This is a genomic window from Cupriavidus pauculus (assembly GCF_008801835.1).
Taxonomy (GTDB): domain Bacteria; phylum Pseudomonadota; class Gammaproteobacteria; order Burkholderiales; family Burkholderiaceae; genus Cupriavidus; species Cupriavidus pauculus.
Map to the genome: position 1 here is coordinate 565,658 of NZ_VZOW01000001.1, position 23,555 is coordinate 589,212.

Annotated in this window: 21 protein-coding genes; 1 reads left to right on the top strand and 20 read right to left on the bottom strand. The window is 65.0% G+C overall.

Annotation, left to right across the window (positions count from 1 at the left end; all coding sequences use genetic code 11):
• Window positions 1–126: 126 nt before the first annotated feature.
• Complete coding sequence (locus tag F7R19_RS02445; RefSeq protein ID WP_061958255.1) at window positions 127–561, top strand: universal stress protein; 435 nt, start codon at window positions 127–129, stop codon at window positions 559–561.
• A gap of 116 nt (window positions 562–677) precedes the next feature.
• Here the strand turns inward: F7R19_RS02445 and aceA are convergent, their stop codons facing one another.
• The 20 genes from aceA to clpB form a co-directional block, all read right to left on the bottom strand.
• A complete protein-coding gene (gene aceA / locus F7R19_RS02450; protein ID WP_150979249.1) occupies window positions 678–1,973 on the bottom strand; it encodes an isocitrate lyase in 1,296 nt (431 codons plus the stop codon).
• A gap of 302 nt (window positions 1,974–2,275) precedes the next feature.
• Window positions 2,276–3,247, bottom strand: a complete 972-nt coding sequence (locus tag F7R19_RS02455; RefSeq protein WP_407648764.1) for an alpha/beta fold hydrolase — start codon at window positions 3,245–3,247, stop codon at window positions 2,276–2,278.
• A 75-nt stretch (window positions 3,248–3,322) separates the two neighbouring features.
• Window positions 3,323–3,739: a gamma-glutamylcyclotransferase family protein gene (locus tag F7R19_RS02460; RefSeq protein WP_061958253.1), complete on the bottom strand. Its 417-nt coding sequence runs from the start codon at window positions 3,737–3,739 to the stop codon at window positions 3,323–3,325.
• A 3-nt stretch (window positions 3,740–3,742) separates the two neighbouring features.
• Entirely contained in the window at window positions 3,743–4,240 is a 498-nt protein-coding gene (rraA, locus tag F7R19_RS02465; protein ID WP_061958252.1) for a ribonuclease E activity regulator RraA, read from the bottom strand.
• Between the two features lie 98 nt (window positions 4,241–4,338).
• Window positions 4,339–5,184 (bottom strand): LytR/AlgR family response regulator transcription factor, encoded by an 846-nt coding sequence (locus F7R19_RS02470; protein WP_061958251.1) that lies wholly within the window; start codon window positions 5,182–5,184, stop codon window positions 4,339–4,341.
• A gap of 62 nt (window positions 5,185–5,246) precedes the next feature.
• Complete coding sequence (locus F7R19_RS02475; protein ID WP_150979250.1) at window positions 5,247–6,416, bottom strand: sensor histidine kinase; 1,170 nt, start codon at window positions 6,414–6,416, stop codon at window positions 5,247–5,249.
• Between the two features lie 267 nt (window positions 6,417–6,683).
• Window positions 6,684–7,631 carry a CysB family HTH-type transcriptional regulator gene (locus F7R19_RS02480; RefSeq protein WP_061958249.1) on the bottom strand — a complete coding sequence of 316 codons (948 nt, stop codon included), beginning with the start codon at window positions 7,629–7,631 and terminating at the stop codon, window positions 6,684–6,686.
• Window positions 7,628–8,734, bottom strand: coding sequence for a sulfate/molybdate ABC transporter ATP-binding protein (locus tag F7R19_RS02485; RefSeq protein WP_061958248.1), 1,107 nt, complete (start codon window positions 8,732–8,734; stop codon window positions 7,628–7,630). The genes F7R19_RS02480 and F7R19_RS02485 overlap by 4 nt, the downstream gene beginning before the upstream one ends.
• Window positions 8,731–9,618 (bottom strand): sulfate ABC transporter permease subunit CysW, encoded by an 888-nt coding sequence (gene cysW / locus F7R19_RS02490; RefSeq protein ID WP_061958247.1) that lies wholly within the window; start codon window positions 9,616–9,618, stop codon window positions 8,731–8,733. The genes F7R19_RS02485 and cysW overlap by 4 nt, the downstream gene beginning before the upstream one ends.
• Window position 9,619: 1 nt before the next feature.
• Window positions 9,620–10,558 (bottom strand): sulfate ABC transporter permease subunit CysT, encoded by a 939-nt coding sequence (gene cysT / locus F7R19_RS02495; protein WP_150979251.1) that lies wholly within the window; start codon window positions 10,556–10,558, stop codon window positions 9,620–9,622.
• A 108-nt stretch (window positions 10,559–10,666) separates the two neighbouring features.
• Window positions 10,667–11,332 (bottom strand): RBBP9/YdeN family alpha/beta hydrolase, encoded by a 666-nt coding sequence (locus tag F7R19_RS02500; RefSeq protein ID WP_150979252.1) that lies wholly within the window; start codon window positions 11,330–11,332, stop codon window positions 10,667–10,669.
• Window positions 11,333–11,366: 34 nt separating this feature from the next.
• The gene (locus F7R19_RS02505; protein WP_061958244.1) at window positions 11,367–12,182 is read right to left on the bottom strand and encodes an EAL domain-containing protein; all 816 of its coding nucleotides are present in this window, start codon (window positions 12,180–12,182) and stop codon (window positions 11,367–11,369) included.
• A 52-nt stretch (window positions 12,183–12,234) separates the two neighbouring features.
• Entirely contained in the window at window positions 12,235–13,101 is an 867-nt protein-coding gene (locus F7R19_RS02510; protein WP_150979253.1) for an ATP-binding cassette domain-containing protein, read from the bottom strand.
• Between the two features lie 87 nt (window positions 13,102–13,188).
• On the bottom strand, window positions 13,189–14,004 hold the full coding sequence (gene ssuC / locus F7R19_RS02515) for an aliphatic sulfonate ABC transporter permease SsuC (RefSeq protein WP_150979254.1): 816 nt from the start codon (window positions 14,002–14,004) through the stop codon (window positions 13,189–13,191).
• A gap of 10 nt (window positions 14,005–14,014) precedes the next feature.
• Window positions 14,015–15,178 carry an FMNH2-dependent alkanesulfonate monooxygenase gene (gene ssuD, locus F7R19_RS02520; RefSeq protein ID WP_150979255.1) on the bottom strand — a complete coding sequence of 388 codons (1,164 nt, stop codon included), beginning with the start codon at window positions 15,176–15,178 and terminating at the stop codon, window positions 14,015–14,017.
• A gap of 54 nt (window positions 15,179–15,232) precedes the next feature.
• A complete protein-coding gene (locus F7R19_RS02525) occupies window positions 15,233–16,273 on the bottom strand; it encodes a sulfonate ABC transporter substrate-binding protein (RefSeq protein ID WP_150979256.1) in 1,041 nt (346 codons plus the stop codon).
• 224 nt (window positions 16,274–16,497) lie between these two features.
• The gene (locus F7R19_RS02530) at window positions 16,498–17,505 is read right to left on the bottom strand and encodes a sulfate ABC transporter substrate-binding protein (protein WP_061958240.1); all 1,008 of its coding nucleotides are present in this window, start codon (window positions 17,503–17,505) and stop codon (window positions 16,498–16,500) included.
• Between the two features lie 503 nt (window positions 17,506–18,008).
• The gene (locus F7R19_RS02535) at window positions 18,009–20,012 is read right to left on the bottom strand and encodes a gamma-glutamyltransferase family protein (protein WP_223505760.1); all 2,004 of its coding nucleotides are present in this window, start codon (window positions 20,010–20,012) and stop codon (window positions 18,009–18,011) included.
• 362 nt (window positions 20,013–20,374) lie between these two features.
• Window positions 20,375–20,851, bottom strand: a complete 477-nt coding sequence (locus tag F7R19_RS02540; protein ID WP_150979257.1) for an OsmC family protein — start codon at window positions 20,849–20,851, stop codon at window positions 20,375–20,377.
• A gap of 96 nt (window positions 20,852–20,947) precedes the next feature.
• Window positions 20,948–23,536 carry an ATP-dependent chaperone ClpB gene (gene clpB / locus F7R19_RS02545; protein WP_061958237.1) on the bottom strand — a complete coding sequence of 863 codons (2,589 nt, stop codon included), beginning with the start codon at window positions 23,534–23,536 and terminating at the stop codon, window positions 20,948–20,950.
• Window positions 23,537–23,555: the final 19 nt, after the last annotated feature.

Genomic DNA, 23,555 nt, shown 5'->3' on the forward strand with positions numbered 1-23,555 from the left:
GGCGGACAAAAGTTCCTTCGCCCACCAATCGGTTTGATATTTCGCAATGACGGACACTTCACACTGACTACAATCAATCAGACAGGCGCTGACTTGGCCTGCCCCACTCGTGAAAGGAGGTCCGGTATGTTCAAGCACATCCTGCTACCCACCGACGGTTCTGAGTTGTCCAAGAAGGCCATCGATGGCGGCCTGGAACTGGCAAAGGCGATCAACGCCCGCGTCACTGCCTATGTCTGCCTTGAGGAATATCCGTACACGCCCTTCAGCGAAATCGTGGTCGAGGCTCCGCAGGCGTTCAAGGAACGTATCGAGAACCAGGCCAGGCTGTACCTGAAGGAGATTGAAACCGCCGCGGTCGCCGCCGGGCTGCCGTTCGATGCGGACATGACCACCTTCGCGGTGCCCTATCTCGGCATCATCGACGCGGCGGAGCGTCATGGCTGCGACGTGATCTTCATGGCCTCGCACGGCCGGCGCGGCCTGTCCGGCCTGCTGCTCGGCAGCGAGACCCAGAAGGTCCTCACGCACACGGATATTCCCGTTATCGTCTATCGATAGTCAGCCGCCCTGCCAAAAAAAGCCGCGCCGCAGGTCATGCGGCGCGGTGCCAAACTGACGGCGTGATGGTCGCACGCCGTCCCCGAATTACCTTTCGCGTTGCCTGGCCGAATGGCTCAGGCCACCTTCTTGTCGAAGAACTGTTCGTCTTCGGTCGAGCCCTTGAGCGCGGTCGTCGACGACTGGCCGCCCTCGATGGTCTGCGTCACCGCATCGAAGTAACCGGTGCCCACCTCGCGCTGATGCTTCACGGCGGTGAAGCCCTTCTCGGCCGCGGCGAACTCGTTTTCCTGCAATTCCACGAACGCGCTCATCTGGTTGCGGGCATAGCCGTAGGCCAGGTTGAACATCGAGTAGTTCAGCGAATGGAAACCGGCCAGCGTGATGAACTGGAACTTGTAGCCCATCGCGCCCAATTCCTTCTGGAACTTGGCGATCGTCGCATCGTCAAGATTCTTCTTCCAGTTGAATGATGGCGAGCAGTTGTACGCCAGCATCTTGCCCGGGAACTTGGCGTGGACCGCTTCGGCAAAGCGCTTGGCGAATTCCAGATCGGGCTTGCCGGTCTCGCACCACACCAGGTCCGCCACCTCCGCATAGGCCACGGCGCGCGCAATCGACTGATCGATGCCGGGCCGCGTGCGGTAGAAACCTTCCACGGTGCGCTCGCCGGTCAGGAACGGCTGGTCGCGCTCGTCCACGTCCGACGTCAGCAGGTCGGCCGCTTCGGCATCGGTACGGGCGATCACCAGCGTCGGCGTGCCCGACACGTCGGCGGCCAGCCGCGCGGCGGTCAGCTTCGCCACGGCTTCGCGCGTGGGCACCAGCACCTTGCCGCCCATGTGACCGCACTTCTTGACCGACGCCAGTTGATCTTCGAAGTGCACGCCAGCGGCGCCCGCCTCGATCATCGACTTCATCAGCTCGAACGCATTGAGCACGCCGCCGAAGCCGGCCTCGGCATCGGCCACGATCGGCGCGAAGAAATCGGTGTCGCCGGTGCCTTCGCTCCATTGGATCTGGTCGGCGCGCTGGAAGGTGTTGTTGATGCGCTTGACCACCATCGGCACTGAGTTGGCCGGATACAGCGACTGATCCGGATACATTTCGCCCGCCAGGTTGGCGTCGCCAGCGACCTGCCAGCCCGACAGATAGATCGCCTTGAGTCCGGCCTTGACCTGCTGCAGCGCCTGATTGCCGGTCAGCGCGCCCAGCGTGTTGACGAACGGCTCGGTGTTCAGCAGGTGCCAGAGCTTTTCCGCACCGCGACGGGCCAGCGTATGTTCGACCTGCACCGAACCGCGCAGGCGGACCACGTCTTCAGCGGTGAAGTTGCGCTTCACACCCTTCCAGCGCGGGTTGGTATCCCAATCCTTTTGCAGGGCTTCAATCTGTTGTTGGCGCGTAGTCATATTCACTCTCCTGATAGCAATGCCAGGGATTCGCTTCGAAATTTGCGACACGGCCCCGTTGCCGGGGAGACCTAGGCGACGCTGTGGTTCCAGCGTCTCAAGTCATGTGTCTTATATAAGAGTGTAGGGAACGATCCCGCGTCGCAACAGCGCCAACTGTGGTCAACGCCTCGTTTTTTTATTCTTTACTTTCAATGAGTTGCCGATCGTATGCCACGATGTGGAAGGGAGTCTTCCATCATGAGAAACGGAGCTTGTGCTGCGCACCGACATGTTTTTGCGAAACAAAACAGCTTTCCGCATCATGAAATTTCAGCAGCCTCGGGATTCACACGCGCGGCCTGCAGGTCGGTCGATGCGGGCGCGCCGGCCAGATGGTCGACAAATTCGCCGATCATGGCGGCCATGCGTTGCGGATGCGACAGCGGCAGCCAATGATGCGCATCGACTTCGCGGCGCCACAAATGCGCGACCCAACGCCCGAATCCCTCGGTCACAGCCGGCCGCACATAGCGATCGCGCAGCGGCACGATGATCTGCACCGGCGCATGGGCGCGTCTGTCGCGCGGCGCACGCAGGCGGACGCGAAAGTTGGCGCGATACAGCCGCAGCCCGTTCACACCGTCGGCAGTCTGGGTGAGATTGGCCGGCGCATACAGTCCTTCGGTCTTGCGCAGCCAGAACGGCCAGCTTCGGCCGAGCCAGACCTTCCAGTTCCATTCCGGCAGTTTCGGCAGATGAAAGAACACGATGTACCACGATGCCAGCGCCTGACGCAGCGTGGCGCCCCACTGCCGGAGCGAGCGCCGGCCGACGCTGCGCAAGGCGATCGCGGCGTAATCGAGGCACGGCCCCGAGCATGACGTGAACGAAGCGATGCGCCCGTACAGGCGCGGATCGGTGACGAATTCCCAGCCCTGGATCGATCCCCAGTCATGCCCGACCAAGTGCACGGCGCGATCGGGCGAAACGGCGTCGATCACCGCGATAAAGTCGTCAGCCAGGCGTTCAAGCCGATAGTCGGACACGTTAGGCGGCGCGTCCGAGGCCCCCGCACCGCGCACGTCGTAGGCAATCACATGAAAACGCTCGGACAGCGCCTGCGCCACGCCGTGCCAGACGTGGCTGTTATCGGGATAGCCGTGCACCAGCACCACGACGGGATGGCTTGGGTCGCCCCACGCCGAGGCGGCGAGCCGCACAGTGCCTGTCTGGATATGAAAAGCGAGCGGCGATGGCCGCGAGGAAATCGGCAGGGTCATGGCGTCGGGCATTGACAGTATCGAATGTCATCGTCGCCCATGCTAACGCCGCCGCATACCGCGCGACGGCGTTTGAAACGGCGAATCTCAGGCCGCCGCCGCATCGCGCGCGCGGCGCCACGCGACCCAGTCGCCGCCATCGATGCGCGGCAGGCCGGTCACGGCGCCGTCGGCCACCGGGTACATCAGGCAATCGAGCGCGACGCCATCGCACAGTACCGGCCGGGATTCGCGGATGAACAGCGTGGCCTGCCCGGGATAGACCTCCTCGATCTCGTCCAGCACCGGCAACAATGCATCGGGAATGTCGTAGATGTCGCCGGCCACGGGCCCGGCCGATGGATCGAGCACGAGACCCGGATAACTGCCGAAGTCATAGAGCCGGCCCGCGATCGCGCCGCTGCCGACCAGCGTCGGCGGCGCAATGCCGTGTCGCGCGGCGGCGTGATTCAGATCGTTGACCTCGCCTGCGCGCAGCGTGCCATAGACGAAAACGCGCGGCATCGATCAGGCCTCCAGTTGCTGGTCGGCGACCAGCACGCCGTCGGCATCGGCGTAGATCCAGTTGCCGGGACGCACCACCGCGCCGGGCATCTGCACCGCCACATCGGGCTGGCCGATATTGCGCTTCTGGCTTTTTTGCGGATGCACGCCGAGCGCGCGGATGCCGACGTCGCAGGCGTTCAGTTCAACGCTGTCGCGCACGCAGCCGTTCACGACGATGCCGGCCCAGCCGTTCTTTTCGGCCAGTTCGCCGAGCATGCCGCCGACCAGCGCGCAGCGCATCGATCCGCCGCCATCGACCACCAGCACCCTGCCCTGTCCCGGCGTCTCCAGCGCGGCGCGCACCAGCGAGTTGTCCTCGTGCACCTTCAGCGTGGCGGCCGGGCCGGCAAACGCCACGCGCTTGCCAAAGTGGAGAAACCCCGGCGACAGCACCCGCAAGGTGCCGTCGGCCAGGCGCGATTCATTGGCGTCGCACAGATCGGTGGTGACGGGCTTCATCGATGACTCCTCTGACAGTTCGTGAGTGGCACAAAGCGGCCATGTTAGAGGAAATTCCGCGCCACCGGCCGTCGCATGCCTGCCGCGCACATGGCGCGCTACATCTGCTTGAACAGATGCGCGTACTGTCTGGCCACCGGCAGCGATTCGGGCCGGTCGCGCAGCTTCAAAGACAGGCGGCCCAGCGACTGGTTGACCGCGCTGGCCACGCAATCGATATTGACCACGGTGCCGCGATGGATCTGCCAGAAACGGTCGGGATCGAGCTGCTGGGTCAGTTCGCGCAGGCTGGTGCGGATCAGCGCATCGCCGCTGGAAGCCACCACGTTCACGTACTTGTCGGTGGCTTCGAGATAGATCACCTCGTCGACCGGGATGATGCGCACTTCCTGCCCGACCAGCGCCTTGATAAACCGCAAGTACTGGCCGCGCGCGACAGCCGGCTTGTCGAGCGATTCCAGCCGCTGCAGCAGTTGCGCAAGCTTGTCCGCGTCAACCATCGCGCCGATCTCCGGTGCGGCGTCGCCGGCATGGTCATCGGTGCGACCGTCATGGGTGGGTGTGGCATGACGCAGCACGATGCGCGCTTTCAGGCGTTCCACGGTGGCTTCCAGTCGCTCGTGCTGTACGGGCTTGAGCACATAGTCGACCGCCGCGCGCTCGAACGCCTCCAGCGCGAACTGATCGTAGGCGGTCACGAACACCACGAGCGGCGGGTTGTCGAATTCGATCAGCTCGCGCGCCACGTCCATGCCGCTCATGCCCGGCATGCGGATATCGAGAAAGGCGACGTCGGGTTGGTGCGCGCGCGCTGCCTCCAGCGCGGCCACGCCATCGTGGACCACCGCGGCGATGGTGGCTTCCGGCCACAACGATTTCAGTTCGGATTCGAGCACGCGCGCGAGCAGCAGCTCGTCGTCGGCGATCAGCAGGGTCGGAGACATGGGGGCGCGAATGTCAGGGACTGCGGTTCAAGAAATTGGGCGATGCGCGGCGTACCGCGGCCTCACGGACGCGAAATCGCCGGCGTCACGTGGGCGGACGCCGACGCGCGCGGCGGCTCCTGCGCTGCCCGCACCGGCGCGACGGTCGGATCGGTGCTGCGTGTCAACGGCAGTGTCAGGCGCACCACCACGCCTCGCGGCACGTTTTCCTCCATCTGCATGCTGGCCGCGGCGCCGAAAATACGCGCCAGGCGTTCGCGCACGTGGGTCAGCCCCAGACCCGATCCACCCTTGCCGCTCTTTGCGCCCTGCGTGAAGCCAACGCCGGTGTCGGCGATGATCACCTGCAGGCTGCCGTCCGCGGTCTGCTGCGCGGACAGCAGGATCTTGCCGCCGCGCATGCAGGGCTCGATGCCGTGCGTGACCGCGTTTTCGACTATCGGCTGGATCAGCATCGGCGGGATCTCGGCGTCGGCCAGCGCCGCCGGCAATTCCACGGCGTGATCGAGCCGCGAACCGAATCGCATGCCCTGGATATCGAGATAGCTGCGCAGCAGTTCGAATTCCTGCGCCAGCGTGCAATGCTCCGCGCGCGTGTGCGACAGCGACATCCGCAGGAAGCCGATCAGCCGTTGCAGCAACTGGCGCGCGGCGCGTGGGTCGGTCGCAATCAGACCGTCGAGATTGGCCAGCGAATTGAACAGGAAGTGCGGTTCGATCTGGGCCTGCAGCGCCATCAATTGCGCCCGCACCAGCTGCTTCTCGGCTTCCTCGCGCTGCAGCGCGTCCAGCGCGGCCTGGCGTTCCAGATAGGCCAGCTTCTCGCGCGACCAGTAGAAGTAGATCATGCTCGCCGACGCCAGCATGCCGACGATCAGGCACATGCGCAGCATATCGCCGGTGGCGGCCGGCGATTTTTCGGGCAGGTTCAGCAGTTCGCGCGTGGCCCAGCTGCCTAGCACCACGCCCATCGGCACGGCCACCACTGCCAGGCACATGAACGGCCAGCGGCGCGGCCGGTCGTTCCACCAGATCAGCACGCGCGGCACATCGATCAGCACCCAGATCGACAACCCGATCAATTGGCTATAGACGAAGTTCTGCACCAGCGAGCCGCCGGTCCGGAACCCATAGTTGAGGCTGGCGGCAATGACTGTGTTCATGCAGACCACGAACAGCAGATCGCGCGCAAGAATGTTGAGCCGCGACGGCACCGCGCCTGGCATGCGCATGGTTCTCTCCCTCCTTCTGCTCCACAAGCCGCGTGCAAATCTGTGATGCACTGCAGCATAGGCAACGCCCCATGCATTCGGTCGGATGGGGCGGCTGCGATGAGAGGGAATGTACGCCTGACGGCGGCGCGAGGAAAGCGGCTTGCGACGAACTGACGACTGGCGGCGCGACCGGTTGGCGGATCCTACCGGCAGGTAGATCCGCGCGCGGCAAACGCGCGTATGAACCGCGCGGTTTCAGGCAATTTCGGGCGCCATTCGGCGACGTCAGGCCGCCACGGCGATCCGGCTCGACGCCTCGGCCAGCGCGGTCGACACCGTGTCGCGCGACAGATGCGGCGCGAACATGTTGATGAACGCGTGCGCATAGCCGCGCAGGTAGGCGCCACGGCGCACCGCCACGCTGGTCGTATTCGGTTCGAACAGGTGGTCAGCCTGAATCCGCACGAGCCCGGCGTCCTTGCGTTCGTCATAGGCCATCGAGGCGATGATGCCGACGCCGAGGTCCAGTTCGGCGTAGGTCTTGATCACGTCCGCGTCCATCGCCGTGAGCACGATCTCGGGCTGCAAACCCGCGTCGGCAAACGCGCCGTCGATCTTGCGGCGACCCGTGAAGCCGGCGTCGTACGTAATGATCGGGAAATTGCACAGGTCTTCGAGCGTGGGCTCGGGCAAGCGCGTCAGCGGATGCTCGGGCGAGACCACGATCACGTGCTGCCAGCTGTAGGCCTCGAACGACGTCAGCCCGGCCTCGCTGGCCACGGCTTCGGTGGCGATGCCGATGTCGGCCTGACCGGTCAGCAACAGTTCCACGATATGCGACGGCGATGCCTCCTGCAGCGCGAGCGTGACGTGCGGATATTCGCGCCGGAAGCTCTGCACCACCTTGGGCAGCGCGTAGCGCGCCTGGGTATGCGTGGTGGCCACCGTCAGCCGGCCGGTATGGCGGCCCGCGAATTCATCGCCGGCCTGCCGGAGATTCTCGGCCTCCAGAAGCAGACGCTCGACGATCCGCACGATCTCGCGGCCCGGCTCGGTCAGACCCGTCAGGCGCTTGCCATAGCGCTCGAAGATCTCCACGCCCAGTTCTTCTTCGAGTTCGCGGATCTGGCGCGACACGCCCGGCTGCGATGTGTACAGCGCGTTGGCCACTTCGGTCAGGTTGAACTGGCGGCGCACCGCCTCGCGGATCGATCGCAATTGCTGAAAATTCATTTGGCCGTCCCTTGTTGTCCCGCGTTAGTCTGGCTGCGATTGAAGACGCGCAACTGGCGCGGCCGCACCGCCAACAGTTCGCCCTCGCGAAAGCCCTGGTGACGGAAGCGTTCGAGCGGCAACGCCACCTCGATCACGTCCTGGTTGTCTTCGCGCTCCAGTTCCAGTTGCGCAACCGGGCCCAGCGTCAGCGCGCGCCGCAATGTCACCGCGATGCCGTCCGTGCCCGGCGCATAGCGTTCGACTTCCAGATCGTGCGGCCGCACATACGCCACCGCATCGCCCGCTGTCTCATGCCCACTCCCGACCACCGGCAGCACGGCTTCGCCGGTGTGCAGAAGGCCGCCCGTATCGCCCACTTCCAGACGGCCGTGAAACAGGTTCACGTTGCCGAGGAAGCCGAACACGAATGGTGTGGCGGGATGGTTGTAGACCGCTTCGGGCGTGCCGAATTGCTCGACCTTGCCGCGATTCATCAGCACGACCTGATCGGCCACTTCGAGCGCCTCTTCCTGGTCATGCGTCACGAACACACTGGTCACGTGGAGTTCGTCGTGCAGGCGGCGCAGCCAGCGACGCAGTTCCTTGCGCACCTTGGCGTCGAGCGCGCCGAACGGTTCGTCGAGCAACAGCACGCGCGGCTCCACGGCCAGCGCGCGGGCCAGCGCAATGCGCTGGCGCTGGCCGCCGGAGAGCTGCGACGGATAACGGTCGCCCAGCCAGTCGAGCTGCACCAGTTCCAGCAGCGACTTCACCTTGGCGCGGATGACGGCCTCCGACGGGCGCTCGGCGCGCGGCTTCACGCGCAGGCCGAAGGCCACGTTCTCGAACACCGTCATGTGCTTGAACAGCGCGTAGTGCTGGAAGACGAAGCCAACGTTGCGCTGGCGCACGTGCTGGGTCGACGCATCCTGCCCGGCCAGGACCACCTGCCCCGCATCGGCGCGCTCCAGCCCGGCGATGATCCGCAGCAGCGTGGTCTTGCCGCAGCCCGACGGCCCGAGCAGCGCCGTCAGTTCGCCCTCGGCGAAGTCCAGCGAGACGTTGTCGAGCGCCACGAAATCGCCGAAGCGCTTCTGCACGTTCCTGACCTGAATGCTCATGATGGCTGCCCTTCCTGTGCGTGTTCCTTGCCGGCGCGGATTTCGACCAGCGTCTTGATACCGAGCGTGACCAGCGCGAGCAGCGTCAGCAATGACGCCACGGCAAACGCGGCCGCGAAGTTGTATTCGTTGTAGAGAATTTCCACATGCAGCGGCATCGTGTTGGTCAGCCCGCGAATATGGCCCGACACCACGGACACGGCGCCGAATTCGCCCATCGCCCGCGCATTGCAGAGAATCACGCCATACAGCAGGCCCCAGCGAATGTTGGGCACCGTGACGTGCCAGAAGGTCTGCCAGCCCGATGCGCCCAGCACGATGGCGGCCTCCTCTTCCTCGCTGCCCTGCGACTGCATCAGCGGAATCAGCTCGCGCGCGACAAACGGGAAGGTCACGAACACCGTAGCCAGCACGATGCCCGGCACCGCGAACATGATCTTGATGTCGTGCGCCTCCAGCCATGGGCCGAACCAGCCCTGCGCGCCGAACATCAGCACATAGATCAGCCCCGAGATCACCGGCGACACCGAGAACGGTAGATCGATCAGCGTGATCAGCAGATTCTTGCCGCGGAAATCGAACTTGGCGATGGCCCACGCCGCCGCCACGCCGAACACCAGGTTGAGCGGCACCGCGATGGCCGCCACGGTCAGCGTCAGCTGGATCGCCGCGACCGCATCCGGCTCGACCAGCGCATCGAAATAGGTTTGCACGCCCTTGCGCAAGGCTTCATAGAAGACCGACGCCAGCGGCACGAACAGGAACAGCCCGAGAAACAGCACCGCAACGGTAATCAGCGTATAGCGCACCCAGGCGGATTCGCCCGTGGCGCCGTACGGATGCGCGGCGCCCGATGCGCCCAGGCGGGAAACGGCTCCGGCCATGTCAGTTCACCTCCGGATTGCCGTCAGGCAGCGCCGCGGCGCGGGCGCCGCTCTGATGGCGGCGCGTCCACGCCTGCAGCAGGTTGATCAATAACAGCAGCACGAACGAGATCACCAGCATCACCACGGCCACGGCAGTGGCGCCGGCGTAGTCGTACTGCTCCAGCTTCGAATAGATCATCAGCGGCGCGATCTCCGACACCATCGGCATGTTGCCGGAGATAAAGACCACCGATCCATACTCGCCGGTGGCCCGCGCGAACGACAGCGCGAATCCGGTCAGCAGCGCTGGCAGGATGGCCGGCAGGATCACGCGGCGAAAGGTCTGCAGGCGTGTCGCGCCGAGGCTGGCGGCAGCCTCCTCGAGTTCGCGCTCGACGTCTTCGAGCACTGGCTGCACAGTGCGCACCACAAACGGCAGGCCGATGAAGGTCAGCGCCACCACCACGCCCAACGGCGTGAAGGCCACCTTGATGCCAAGCGGCTCGAGCCAGCGGCCGATCCAGCCATTGCCGGCAAACAATGCGGTCAGCGCGATGCCCGCCACTGCGGTAGGCAGTGCAAACGGCAGATCCACCAGCGCATCGATAAAACGCTTGCCGAAAAACCGGTAGCGCACCAGCACCCACGCCACGACGAGGCCAAACGCGGTATTGATGATCGCCGCCACCAGCGACGCGCCGAAGCTCAGTTCCAGCGACGCCACCACGCGCGGATTCGATACCGTCGTCCAGAAGGCATCCCACGTCATCGTGAACGTCTTCAGGAACGTCGCCGAGAGCGGGATCAGGACGATCAGCGTCAGATAGAAGATCGTGAAGCCCAGCGACAGCCCGAAACCCGGCAGCACCGTATAGCGCTGGCTGGCGGGTGCCGGGCGCAACTGCGCGGCGGGAACCGTGGGCGGGGGCGCGTCCGCCAGGGAAATTGTGGAAGGCATGTCGTCTCGTCTTTATGATCGCGGCGCATAAGGCGCCGGTCTACGAGACAAATTTTGAAGATGCGCCCTTATAAACAGAACGAATCTTTTCGAATTTTCTTAATCGTTTTAGATATAAGGAGCCGGCTGCACGACATCCGCAGACGCTTCCCAGGTGTCTGATCCATCACCCATGTTAAGAATGCGTCCCATGGAGTCGATCCGCTGCAGCAACGTGGCGAGCAGCGCCTGTCCCGCGGGCCAGTCGTCGAGGTCCGAATCGGCGTTGATGTGGCCGCGCGGGCCGGCATCGACCAGTTCGCTGCCCCACAGCGTGCCCCAGCTGAAGGCCGTGCGCTGCGACATCCACGGATCGTTGGTGCTGGCCACCACGATGGTCGGAAACGGCAGACGCCAGGTCGGCAGCAGCGTGCCGACGCCGAATTTGTCGGGATCGGCGGGAGCCACCAGCAACGCGCCGGCGATGCCGACCGGATCGAGCGACGCCTGGCGCAATGTTGCCAGGCATCCGAAGCTGTGCGCCACCAGCACCGCCCCGCGCGATGCCACGCGCTGCGCGCGGGACACGCCTTCGGATACGCGCTCGGCCCACAGCGGCAGGCTCGGCCGACCCCAGTCGTGCTGCTCGATGCGCTGCCAGTCCGGATACAACGCTTCCCAGCGGCTCTGCCAGTGCGCCGGCCCGCTGCCGTGCAAGCCTGGAACGGTGAGGATCTGCAGACCGCGCGGCACTTGCAGCCGCGCGCCGCCACCCGATAGTGTCGATGCCACCATACGTTCTCCTTCTCTCGCTCGTGTTGTTCAGTGCTTATGGGGTGCTGCCAGCTACATCATGAGCATGCAAGGCGCGTGCCGACACCGGTCCGCCAGCCACGGCCTCGCCCTGTCCAAGTACGATGCCGGCGTTCTGCAAACGCTCGACGACCTCGTCGTTCTGCAAGCGCCGGCCGATCAGCGTCACGCCCGCGCCGTCCGCGCTGGCGCGCAGCCCGGCCAGTTGGCGGTCAGTCCAGGTGCGCCGCATGTCGAGCTTGAGCCAGTCGGGCAGCGCATGCGCCATCAGCGCACCGGCTTCGGCCGGGTCCGACGCCTGCAGGCTCACGGCAAAGCCGTTGCGGCGATAGTTGCCCACCACATGCAGCAACAGCGGCAGGTCATCGTTGGCACTGGCGGGCACCTGGATCACGAATCGCTCGATCGGCAGGCCCAGCGATTCCAGCGCGCGCCGGAACGCCGCACCGTGATCGTCAGCCACCGCGGCCAGCAAACGGTTATGCACATTGAGCACGAGCTTGTGCTCGCCCTGCGCCGCGAAATAGTTCATGGCGTGCACCAGCCGCGACAAGCGATCCAGCGACACCAGCGACGCGTCGTCCGCCGCCATCGCAAACAGTTTCCACGCCGCCAGGCCGACGCCGTCCTCGGCATAGGTACGGATCGACCCCTCGTGCGCCACGACGTCGCGGCCGGATAAGGTCACCAGCGGCTCGAACGCGCTGGTCAGCGAGCAATTGAAGTACTGGCCCTGCACCTGTCCGCGCGTATCGCGCCAAAGCTCGCGGCCGGGGACCGGCTCGCGCGGCAGCGTTTCAAGATAGCGTTCGAGTGCGGTAGCAATGGTCATGCTCGGTCCATGTCGTTACGCGCGCGGTTCGGCCAATGGCTCATGATAGGAGCTAGGCGGCAACCGCGGCATGAAGATTCGTTGATGATGGGGCGTCGGGCGACAGTTTCATCACGCGACGCAGCACCGCTTCTTCCAGCCGGGCGAACGCAGCGTCGCCGCGTTGGCGTGGCCGGGCCAGCGCGACGGGCTGATCGAGCGCGATGCGGCCGTCTTCGATCAGCACCACGCGGTCGGCCAGCGCGATCGCCTCCGACACATCGTGGGTGACCAACAGCGCAGTGAAGCCGAGCCGGCGCCACAGCGATTCGATCAGCGCCTGCATTTCGATGCGCGTCAGCGCATCGAGCGCACCAAGCGGCTCATCGAGCAGCAACAAGCGTGGGTGGTGCACCAGCGCGCGGGCCAGCGCCACGCGTTGCCGCTGCCCACCGGAAAGCCGCGCCGGCCATTCGGCGGCGCGTTCGGCCAGCCCCACCTGCGCCAGCACGGCCTGCGCGTCGGCGCGGCGCTCGCGCGGCAAGCCCAGCGCGACGTTGTCCAGCACGCGCTTCCACGGCAGCAGCCGGGCATCCTGGAACATCACGCGGATACTGTCCTGCAAGTCGCGGCCGTTGCGATCATCGAGCGTGACGGCGCCGCCATCGGCATTTTCAAGCCCGGCCACCAGGCGCAACAGCGTGCTCTTGCCGCAACCACTGCGCCCAACAATGGCCACGAACTCGCCGGGCCGAACCTGCAGGTCGACGCCATGTAGCACTGCGCGACCGTTGTAGTGCTTTACCACCTGTTGCACGCGCAGCGCCACGCCGCCTTCGGCTGGCGTCGGCGCCGTTGCGGGACGCGCTGCCTCGCGGCGGGCCAGATCGTGTTCGAGCCAGGCCAGTGCGGCCTGTTCCACGGGATAAAGTGTCTGCATGAATCTCTCCTCGGTTCGCAACGGATCGCTACCGGTGACCTGGGTGGAATGACGTACCGCTATCCGCTACCGGATGCCTCGCTCGTTTCAAGCGGCCTGATAGCCGGGATGCCAACGCAGCCAGAAGCGTTCCAGCGCGCGCGATAGCACATCGGCCAGCTTGCCCAGCAGCGCATAGAGCAGGATGCCGACCAGCACCACATCGGTTTGCAGGAATTCGCGCGCGTTCATCGTCATGTAGCCGATGCCCGATTGCGCGGAGATCGTCTCTGCCACGATCAGGATCACCCACATCAGCCCCAGCGAAAAACGCACGCCGACCAGAATGTTTGGCAACGCGCCGGGCAGGATCACTTCGCGATACAGCCGCCATCCGGACAGCCCATAGCTGCGCGCCATTTCCACCAGCGCCGGATCCACCGCACGGATGCCGTGGAACGTATTGAGGTACACCGGAAAGAACACGCCCAGCGCCACCAGAAAGAGCTTGGCCGTCTCATCGATGCCGAACCACAGGATTACCAGCGGAATCAGCGCCAGCGTGGGGATGTTGCGCACCATCTGCAGCGTGCTATCGAGCAGTGTGGCCGCGGTGCGGAACGTGCCAGTCAGCAGACCGAGCAGCAGGCCCAGCCCGCCGCCGACGGCCAGTCCGATCAGCGCGCGCCACGTGCTGACCCAGACGTGGCGCCACAGTTCGCCGGATGCCGCGAGACCCCACGCCGCTTCCACCACCGCCAGCGGCGCGGGCAGGACCCGGCTGGACAGCCATCCCAGTTGCGATGCGCCCTGCCACGCCACGATCAGCAGCACCGGCACGATCCACGGCGCGACCGCCTGCGCCGCGCCGCGGCCACGCGTCGATGTCGATACCGGTTGCGACACGGATTCCAGGTTCGCCATGATCGCCGCCTTAGCTTTGCGAGGCGCGCGGCACGATGCCGGTGGCCATGACTTCGCCAAACGGGCCCGATAGCACCTGCCCCGGCAGTCTGTCGCGCAACTGGCGCGGCAGCAGCGGGAATACCAGTTCGGCAAACCGGTACGCTTCCTCCAGATGCGGGTAACCCGAGAAGATGAACGTGTCAATGCCCAGGTCCGCGTATTCCTGCATGCGCGCGGCCACGGTCTGCGGATCACCGACCAGTGCCGTGCCCGCACCGCCGCGCACCAGACCCACGCCGGCCCACAGGTTGGGACTGATTTCCAGCGCCTCGCGCGTGCGCTTGGCCCCGCCCGCATGCAGCGCGGCCATGCGTCGCTGCCCTTCGGAATCCATCTTGGCGAATACGGCCTGCGCGCGCGCCACGGTTTCGTCGTCGAGCCTGCTAATCAGTTCGTCCGCGGCGGCCCACGCGGCGGCTTCGGTCTCGCGCACGATCACGTGCAGCCGGATGCCGAAGCGCACCGTGCGGCCGTGTTTCGCGGCGCGGGCGCGTACGTCGGCGATCTTGCGCGCGACATCCGCCGGCGGCTCGCCCCAGGTGAGATACGTCTCCACCTGTTGCGCGGCGAGATCGTGCGCGGCGTCCGACGATCCGCCGAAGTAGACCGGCGGATGCGGCCGCTGCGCCGGCGGGTACAGCACGCGTGCGCCCTTCACATGCAGATGCTTGCCCTCGAAGCTGATCTCGCCGCCATCGTGGCTGGCCGCCAGCACATCGCGCCAGATGCGGATGAATTCGGCAGACGCCTCGTAGCGTGCCGCGTGATCGAGAAATAGCCCGTCGCCTTCCAGTTCCGCGACATCGCCGCCGGTCACCAGATTCACCAGCAAGCGGCCGCCCGAAATGCGATCGAATGTCGCGGCCATGCGCGCGGCGAGCGTCGGCGTCATCAGCCCCGGACGCACTGCCACCAGGAACTTGAGCTGGCGCGTCACCGCGGCCAGCGCGGACGCCGCCACCCACGGGTCTTCGCACGAGCGGCCAGTGGGAATCAGCACGCCCTCGTAGCCGAGCGTATCGGCCGCGACGGCAATCTGCTTCAGGTAGTCGAAGTTGACCTCGCGCGCGCCTTCGGACGTGCCAAGGTAGCGGCTGTCACCATGGGTGGGGATAAACCAGAAAACTTGCATGTCGTGCCTCGTGTGCCTGTTACCTGTTGTGGTCGGGATGGGCGATGGCGTGGATCAGCGCCGCGCCTGCTGTGCCGGCGGCGCCCATGCGGCATCGGCCACCTTGATCGGCTTGGGAATCAGCTTCAGCGTCACGAACGCGTCGGCGATACGCTGCTGTTCGGCTAGGACCTCGGGCGTGACGGGCTTCGCGCCATAGGAAAAGCGCGAGACGGCCAGCGCCAGCACGTTGGTGTCGAGTCCGGTCTCTTTGGCCAGGAACTGCGTGGCGTCGTGCGGATGCTTTTCGGCCCACTGGCCCAACTGCGCCAGTTCATCAAGGATTGCCTCGACCACGTCGGGCCGCGCATTCGCGTAGGGGCGCGAGGCCAAATAGAACTGATGATTGCTGACGACGTTCCGGCCGCTCGCATCGCGGCCGTCGGCCAGCACGCGCGCGCCGAGTTGCTTTTCGGCGGCGGCCAGGAACGGATCCCAGATCACCCAGGCGTCCACCGCGCCGCGTTCGAATGCCGCGCGGGCGTCGGCCGGCGGCAGGTACACGGGCTGGATGTCGCTCCAGGCCACTCCGGCCTTTTCAAGCTGGCGCACCAGCAGATAATGAACATTCGAGCCCTTGTTAAGCGCCACGCGCTTGCCGCGCAGATCGGTCACGCTTTTCAGCGTCGACGTCTTCGGCACGACGATCGCTTCGGACTTGGGCGCGGGCGGCTCATTGCCGATATAGGCCAGTTGCGCGCCGGCGGCCTGCGCGAAGATCGGCGGCGCTTCGCCGACCGTGCCGAAATCGATGGCACCGACGTTGAGCCCTTCGAGCAATTGCGGGCCGGCCGGGAACTCGGTCCATTTCACGCTGATGCCCTGCGACGCGAGGCGCTTTTCCAGCGTGCCGCGCGCCTTGAGCAGCGTCAGCGTGCCGTACTTCTGATAGCCGATACGCAGCAGCTTTGGATTGGTGTTGGACGACTGGGCGCGGGCCGGCGAGGCGGTGACGCCGTAGATCACGCCGGTGGCGATCACGAGTGCGCCGAGGATCAGGCGGCGGCGCAGCGAGGCAGGTTGGCGGGCAAGTGTTCCGGTTCTGGAAGTGGTCATGTCGGGTCCGTGCAAGGCGATGGCGATGAAATCTGTGGCGGCACGACGCCCTGCCGGCGCCTTCGCGCGGCATCGCAGGGGTCATGCGTGGGGAATCTTCAGATCAGGCGGGACATCGCTCCGGGGCGATGCAAGACACTGCGAGGCGGACGATGCGAGCAGCGGACATGGCGGACTCCTTCTTCAGGGGCGCCGGGGCAGCGCTGGCCGCCTCGGCGTCGCGATCATCGCTTGCCAGGCTGGTAGACCTGGTCGAACGAACCGCCATCGGCAAAGTGCGCCTTCTGGGCCTTGGCCCAGCCGCCGAATACCTCGTCGATCGTGAACAGCTTCACCTTGGGGAAGTTGGCGGCGTACTTGGCGGCCACCTTTTCCGAAATCGGACGGTAGTAGTTCTTGGCCGCGATTTCCTGGCCTTCGTCGGTGTAGAGGAATTGCAGATAGGCTTCGGCGGCCTTGCGCGTGCCCTTCTTGTCGACCACCTTGTCGACCACGGCCACCGGCGGCTCGGCCAGGATCGACACCGACGGCGCGACGATATCGAACTTCTCGGGACCGAGTTCCTTGATGGCCAGAATTGCCTCGTTTTCCCACGCAATCAGCACATCGCCCAGCCCGCGCTCGACGAACGTCGTGGTGGCGCCGCGCGCGCCCGAATCGAGCACCGGCACGTTCTTGAGCAGCGCACCAACGAACTCGCGGGCCTTGGCCTCGTTGCCGCCCGGCTGGCGCAGCGCGTAGCCCCAAGCGGCCAGATAGTTCCAGCGCGCGCCGCCCGATGTCTTGGGGTTGGGTGTGATGACCTGCACGCCCGGCTTGATCAGATCGTTCCAGTCCTTGATCTGCTTGGGATTGCCCTTGCGCACCAGGAACACGATGGTCGATGTGTACGGCGAGGCGTTGTGCGGCAGACGCTTCTGCCAGTCCGGCTTGATCAGCCCCTTTTCGGCGATGGCGTCGATGTCGTAGCCCAGCGCCAGCGTGACCACATCGGCGTCGAGTCCGTCAATGACCGAGCGCGCCTGCTTGCCGGAGCCGCCGTGCGACTGGCGAATCTGCACCGTATCGCCGCCCTGCGCCTTGTATGCCTTGGCGAAGGCGCTGTTCACGTCGACATACAGCTCGCGCGTGGGGTCGTAGGACACGTTGAGCAGACTGGTATTGGCCAGGGCCGTCTGGGCGGCGCCGAGGGCGGACAGTACTGCGAGGCCGATGGCCAGCTTGCGAATCATGTTCAGATGCTCCCGTCAGAGATGTCGTGAAATGTCCCCGTCGCAAGGCAACGGGGCTTCTTTGGCTTCTTGTCAGGGAGAAAGGCTACCGGCGCGGCTATCTGAACGGAACGAATGGTTTCGCCGATCCAAGCACGTTTTCCGCATAAGATCGCGCGGAAATATCGACATGCCCGAAGACGGCGAGGCGGGTCGGCCAGGGGGCGTCAGAGTTTGGACCGGAATCCTGCGCCCGAGTGGGCCAAGCATGACGTCACGCCAAAAAGAAAAAACCCGCAGTGCCGGAGTTGCGCTGCGGGTCAAGTTTCCATTCCGGAAACGGGTAGACAAGTCATGAAGAGCGCCCCCGCATCTCCATGACGGATGTGATAGTAACCAGCCGCACGCCGCAACAGGTTGACACAAGTCAATCACCAACCGATTCCGATCAAACCCATGCAATCTGTTGCAATTGGCAACCAGCCGCGCGGCGTTGCGGCTGGCTGGTGACGCCTATACGGCGCTTACGGCGTAAAGGTATTGCCGAGCACGACGCCCTCGCGCCGCGGGTCGGTACCGCCTTGCAGCACCGACGCCCCACCGGTCTGGGTGCGCAGGATCGTATTGACGCCGCTCGACTGCGCGCTGGTCGAGATGGTGTGTCCGAGCGCCTTCAGGCCGGTGATCAGCGGATCGTTGTTGCCGCCGTTGCTGATGTCGATATTGGGATGCTCGCCGCCAATGGTCGTGGTGGGATTGTTGCTGGCGCCAAAATCGACCAGCCCGGAGGCCTGTTGCGCGTCGAGTCCCCAGTCGAGCACGCCGACCAGCGTCTTGACCACGTACTGCGGAATCGTGCCGCCGCCCGGCGATCCCGTGGCCATCAGGAAGTCACCCATCGATCCATCGGCAGCCTTGCGAAACACCATGGTGGGCGCCATCGAACTGCGCGGACGTTTGCCCGGCTGCACGCGGTTCGCAATCGGATTTCCGCTGGTATCGGTTGGCGCCGCACTGAAATCGGTGAGCTGATTGTTCAGCAGGAAGCCATTGGTCATATGGAACGATCCCATGCTCGATTCGACCGATGTGGTGGCGCTGACCACGTTGCCCTGCGCATCGACGATCGAGTAGTGGTTGGTGCCATGCTCGATCAGCGACGACACGCCGAGCGGCACCGGCCCGAGGTTGCCGGCGGTGGCCGTTCCCATCGAATGCGCGGGGTCGATCAGCGCGGCGCGCGACTGCATGTAGGTCTTGTTGAGCATGGTGTCCCACGTGCCGCCGGGCAACGGCACGAAATCGGTGTCCGCGACGTATTTGTCGCGATCGGCGTAAGCCAGTCGCTCGGCTTCGCTGACCCGATGCACGCCCTGGACCGTCGGCTTGCCGCCTTCGCCATCGACAGGATTCGGCTTGAGCGACGCCATGTCGAAGTTCTCCAGAATCTGCATCGCCGCGGCCACCGTGATTCCGCCCGAAGTCGGCGGCGGCGCGCCGCAGATCCAGTACGCGCGGTACGTCACGCACACCGGCGTGCGCAACTTGGCCTCATACGCGGCCAGGTCGGCCAGCGTGGTCTTGCCCGGCGTGGTCGGCGTCCCATCGGCGGCTACGGTCGAGCCGATCTTGGCGATGATGTCGTTGGCGATCGGGCCCTTGTAGAGTGCGTCGGCGCCCTGCGCGGCCATCGCGCTCAGCGTATTCGCATAGGCGGGATTCTTCAGGATCGTGCCGAGCGCCTTGGGCGTGCCGTCGGCGTTGAAGAAGTACGCCGTCGCCTCGGGATCGCGCTTCAGATTCGTCGCGTTCGATGCGATGGCCTGGGCCAGCCGGCCGCCGATCGGGAAGCCGTTGGTGGACAGCGAGATCGCATCCCCGAAAAGGTCTTTCCACGCCAGCTTGCCGTGTTCCTTCTGCACGCGTTCGATCAGCCTTGGCACGCCAATGGTGCCGATGGACCGGCCGCTGGCGCGCGCGTTGGGCTTTGGCAGGCTCGTGTCCGTGGCGTCGTCGACATAGCGCAGATAGTTTTCCGTGGCGGCGGCCGGCGCGCTTTCGCGCCCGTCGTAGGCCTGGATCGTCTTGGCGGCCGCATCGTAATAGAGCATGAACCCGCCCGATCCCATGCCCGTCGCTTCCGGCACCGTCAGACCCAGCACCGCCTGCACGGCCACGGCCGCATCGGCTGCACTGCCGCCCTTCTGGAGCACCGCACAGCCGGCGGCGCTGGCATAGGCGTTCGACGTCGAGACCATGTAGGTCTTCGCGTAGACCGGTTTGAGCCCGGTGCGATAGCCGGTGGCGGGCTCGGGCAGCGCGGGATCGCCGGGCTGGTTTGAACCCACCACGACGGTGCTGCCGTTACTGGCCAGCACCTGGCAACTGTTGTCGGCCTGCGGGGTCGTCGGGGTTGTCGGCGTGGTGGGCGTCGATCCGTTGTCGTCGCTGCCGCCGCAGGAAATGACCAGCAGCGCGCTCGCGACAGCGCACGCCACGGCCAGGGGGGCCTTCCGTTTTTGCAACACGATGATTCCTCCAGCTTCAAGAAGCGCCTGGGGCGCGGATTGCGATCGATCGTTGGAACGGCAGGCGTGGGGCAATGCGGCAGGCGCCTGTCGAGGTGTTTTTCTTCGTAAGGACGAACGCCATCCACCGGCGGTGAGTGTCCGGAAAAAGGCTGCGGCGGAATGGGGAAACACCGCGCATCCTGCGCGGGATGCGGGGGGCTCGGTGCGAAAGGCTAGGACGAGTTGGTCAGGACACTGCGGGGAATCGTCACGGTGCTGATCGTGGATATGTCAACGATGTGTCCAGACTAGTACATGTGCGGCATAAGACAAGCGTCTTATGCGCACATAGGGTTTTGCCAGCGTTGGCAATCAGACATTCACGCGGATGCCGCTTCGATTACAGCTTCGCAGCGGATCGGAAAATTGACCGAACGCGCGATGTAGCACTTTTCGTGCGCCACGTGATGAAGATGCGCCGCGCGTTCGGCGTCATCGCCCGCCCGAATGGTCACGCGCGGGCGCAGCACGATTTCCGTGAACTGTCCGCCCTGCGGGCCGTCCCGCATCGTGCCTTCGGCTTCGTCGATATAAGCCACCACGGCGATACCGGCGTCCGAACAGAGATGCAGATACCAGAGCTTGTGACAGGCTGACGCCGATGCCACCAACAGGTCTTCGGGATTCCAGCGCGCAGCGTCGCCAAGGAACGCCGGATCCGACGAGCCCGCGATGTCCGGTTTGCCGCCCGCGCGGATCGTGTGGTCCCGGCCGTAGGCGCGGTAGCCGGACGTGCCGGTACCGCGGTTGCCGGTCCATTCCACATTGACGTGATACTTGTGCTCGCCTTGAGCCATGGGATCGCTCCGGTTGGGAAATCGCGCAAGCCCGTATTGTGACGAAAAAAAAGGACCTCCGAAGAGGTCCCTTGCATGACGCGGGTGCGTACGGCGTTAATGCACGATGCGTCCGAACGTGAACTCGCCGTCCACGTAGTCCACCGGCACCACATCCTTGGCCGCGAACTTGCCTTCCAGGATGGCCTTTGCCACCGGGTTCTCGATCTGCTGCTGGATCGCGCGCTTCAGCGGACGAGCGCCGAACACCGGGTCGTAACCCGCGCTGGCGATCTTTTCGAGCGCCTTCTCGCTGATGTCGAGCGTCATGTCCATCCGCGCCAGGCGCGCTTGAAGACGCTGCAGCTGAATCTTCGCGATCGACTCGATGTTCTTCTGGTCGAGCGCGTGGAACACCACCACCTCGTCGATCCGGTTCAGGAACTCGGGCCGGAAATGCGTGCGCACTTCCTGCCAGACTGCTCCCTTGATCGCTTCCTGCGGCTCGCCCGACATCGCCTGGATCACGTGCGAACCGAGGTTCGACGTCATCACGATGACCGTGTTCTTGAAGTCCACGGTGCGGCCCTGGCCGTCGGTCAGGCGACCGTCGTCAAGCACCTGCAGCAGCACGTTGAAGACATCCGGGTGCGCCTTTTCGACTTCGTCGAGCAGGATCACCGCGTACGGCTTGCGGCGCACGGCCTCGGTCAGGTAGCCGCCTTCGTCGTAGCCGACATAGCCCGGCGGCGCGCCGATCAGACGGCTGACGCTGTGCTTCTCCATGAATTCGCTCATGTCGATGCGGATCAGGTGCTCCTCGGAATCGAACAGGAATTCCGACAGCGCCTTGCACAGCTCGGTCTTGCCGACGCCGGTCGGTCCCAGGAACAGGAACGACCCATAGGGCTTGTTCTCGTCCGACAGGCCCGCGCGCGAGCGGCGGATAGCATCGGACACCAGCCGCACGGCTTCGTCCTGGCCGACCACACGCTGATGCAGGCGGTCTTCCATCTTCAGCAGCTTCTCGCGTTCGCCCTGCATCATCTTGGCCACGGGGATACCCGTGGCGCGGCTCACCACCTCGGCGATTTCCTCGGCGCCCACCTGCGTGCGCAGCAGCTTGTTGGGCTGCTTCTGCTCGCTGGCCTCGGCCTTGTTGGCAGCCTGCAGCTTGCCTTCCAGCGCCGGCAGCTTGCCGTATTGCAGCTCCGCCACCTTGTCGAGCTTGCCTTCGCGCTGCAGCCGCGAAATTTCCAGCTTGATCTTCTCGATCTCTTCCTTCAGCGCGGCCGTGCCCTGCGCGGCGCCCTTCTCGGCGCGCCAGATCTCGTCCAGGTCCGCATATTCCTTTTCCAGGCGCGTGATTTCCTGTTCGATCAGTTCCAGACGCTTACGCGAAGCCTCGTCGGTTTCCTTCTTGACGGCCTCGCGCTCGATCTTGAGCTGGATCGTGCGGCGCTCGAGCTTGTCCATCGCTTCAGGCTTCGAATCGATTTCCATCTTGATGCGTGCGGCCGCCTCGTCGATCAGATCGATGGCCTTGTCGGGCAGGAACCGGTCGGTGATATACCGATGCGACAGCTCGGCCGCCGCGACGATGGCCGGGTCGGTGATTTCCACGCCGTGGTGCAGTTCGTACTTTTCCTGCAGACCGCGCAGGATGGCGATGGTCGACTCCACGCTTGGCTCGTCCACCAGCACCTTCTGGAAGCGGCGCTCCAGCGCGGCGTCCTTTTCGATGTACTTGCGGTATTCGTTCAGCGTTGTGGCGCCGATGCAGTGCAACTCGCCACGCGCCAGCGCCGGCTTGAGCATGTTGCCCGCATCGATCGCGCCTTCGGCCTTGCCGGCGCCGACCATGGTGTGGATCTCATCGATGAAGACGATGGTCTGCCCTTCGTCCTTGGCCACATCACTGAGCACGGCCTTCAGGCGCTCCTCGAATTCGCCGCGATACTTGGCGCCGGCCAGCAGGCCAGCCATATCTAGCACAAGCACGCGCTTGTTCTTGAGCGTTTCCGGCACTTCGCCATTGACGATGCGCTGCGCCAGCCCTTCGACGATGGCGGTCTTGCCCACGCCCGGCTCGCCGATCAGCACGGGATTGTTCTTGGTGCGACGCTGCAGGATCTGGATGGCGCGCCGGATTTCGTCGTCGCGGCCAATCACGGGGTCGAGCTTGCCGGCGCGGGCGCGCTCGGTCAGGTCCACGGTGTACTTCTTGAGCGCCTCGCGCTGCGATTCGGCGTCGGCGCTATTCACGCTGTCGCCGCCGCGCACGGCCGTGATGGCCGCTTCCAGCGACTTGCGCGACAAACCGTTTTCGCGCGCGATACGGCCCGTTTCGTTCTTGTCGTCGGCCACGGCCAGCAGGAACAGCTCGCTGGCAATGAACTGGTCATTGCGCTTGATCGCTTCCTTTTCGGTGGCGTTGAGCAGATTGTTGAGATCGCGTCCGACCTGGACCTCGTTGGTGCCCTGTACCTGGGGCAGACGCTGAATCGCCGCGTCGAGCGCCGTTTGCAGGCCGTTCACGTTGACGCCAGCGCGCGACAGCAGCGTGCGGGCCGCGCCGTCGTCCTGCGCCAGCAGTGCGCGCAGCAGATGCTGGGGTTCGATGTACTGGTTATCGTGGCCCAGCGCCAGCGATTGCGCTTCTGCCAGCGCTTCCTGGAACCGGGTGGTGAGTTTGTCAATTCGCATTGGGGAGACCTCTCTCTTT

Excerpts from the sequence above, each read along its gene's own strand:
- F7R19_RS02510 (WP_150979253.1), bottom strand. The coding sequence starts at position 13,101 with ATGCAGACACTTTATCCCGTGGAACAGGCCGCACTGGCCTGGCTCGAA.
- F7R19_RS02475 (WP_150979250.1), bottom strand. The coding sequence starts at position 6,416 with ATGCGCATGCCAGGCGCGGTGCCGTCGCGGCTCAACATTCTTGCGCGC.
- F7R19_RS02530 (WP_061958240.1), bottom strand. The coding sequence starts at position 17,505 with ATGATTCGCAAGCTGGCCATCGGCCTCGCAGTACTGTCCGCCCTCGGC.
- F7R19_RS02540 (WP_150979257.1), bottom strand. The coding sequence starts at position 20,851 with ATGGCTCAAGGCGAGCACAAGTATCACGTCAATGTGGAATGGACCGGC.
- ssuD (WP_150979255.1), bottom strand. The coding sequence starts at position 15,178 with ATGCAAGTTTTCTGGTTTATCCCCACCCATGGTGACAGCCGCTACCTT.
- cysT (WP_150979251.1), bottom strand. The coding sequence starts at position 10,558 with ATGCCTTCCACAATTTCCCTGGCGGACGCGCCCCCGCCCACGGTTCCC.
- ssuC (WP_150979254.1), bottom strand. The coding sequence starts at position 14,004 with ATGGCGAACCTGGAATCCGTGTCGCAACCGGTATCGACATCGACGCGT.
- F7R19_RS02480 (WP_061958249.1), bottom strand. The coding sequence starts at position 7,631 with ATGAATTTTCAGCAATTGCGATCGATCCGCGAGGCGGTGCGCCGCCAG.
- F7R19_RS02455 (WP_407648764.1), bottom strand. The coding sequence starts at position 3,247 with ATGCCCGACGCCATGACCCTGCCGATTTCCTCGCGGCCATCGCCGCTC.
- F7R19_RS02525 (WP_150979256.1), bottom strand. The coding sequence starts at position 16,273 with ATGACCACTTCCAGAACCGGAACACTTGCCCGCCAACCTGCCTCGCTG.
- clpB (WP_061958237.1), bottom strand. The coding sequence starts at position 23,536 with ATGCGAATTGACAAACTCACCACCCGGTTCCAGGAAGCGCTGGCAGAA.
- F7R19_RS02445 (WP_061958255.1), top strand. The coding sequence starts at position 127 with ATGTTCAAGCACATCCTGCTACCCACCGACGGTTCTGAGTTGTCCAAG.
- F7R19_RS02500 (WP_150979252.1), bottom strand. The coding sequence starts at position 11,332 with ATGGTGGCATCGACACTATCGGGTGGCGGCGCGCGGCTGCAAGTGCCG.
- cysW (WP_061958247.1), bottom strand. The coding sequence starts at position 9,618 with ATGGCCGGAGCCGTTTCCCGCCTGGGCGCATCGGGCGCCGCGCATCCG.
- F7R19_RS02460 (WP_061958253.1), bottom strand. The coding sequence starts at position 3,739 with ATGCCGCGCGTTTTCGTCTATGGCACGCTGCGCGCAGGCGAGGTCAAC.
- F7R19_RS02485 (WP_061958248.1), bottom strand. The coding sequence starts at position 8,734 with ATGAGCATTCAGGTCAGGAACGTGCAGAAGCGCTTCGGCGATTTCGTG.
- F7R19_RS02470 (WP_061958251.1), bottom strand. The coding sequence starts at position 5,184 with ATGTCTCCGACCCTGCTGATCGCCGACGACGAGCTGCTGCTCGCGCGC.
- F7R19_RS02505 (WP_061958244.1), bottom strand. The coding sequence starts at position 12,182 with ATGACCATTGCTACCGCACTCGAACGCTATCTTGAAACGCTGCCGCGC.
- rraA (WP_061958252.1), bottom strand. The coding sequence starts at position 4,240 with ATGAAGCCCGTCACCACCGATCTGTGCGACGCCAATGAATCGCGCCTG.
- aceA (WP_150979249.1), bottom strand. The coding sequence starts at position 1,973 with ATGACTACGCGCCAACAACAGATTGAAGCCCTGCAAAAGGATTGGGAT.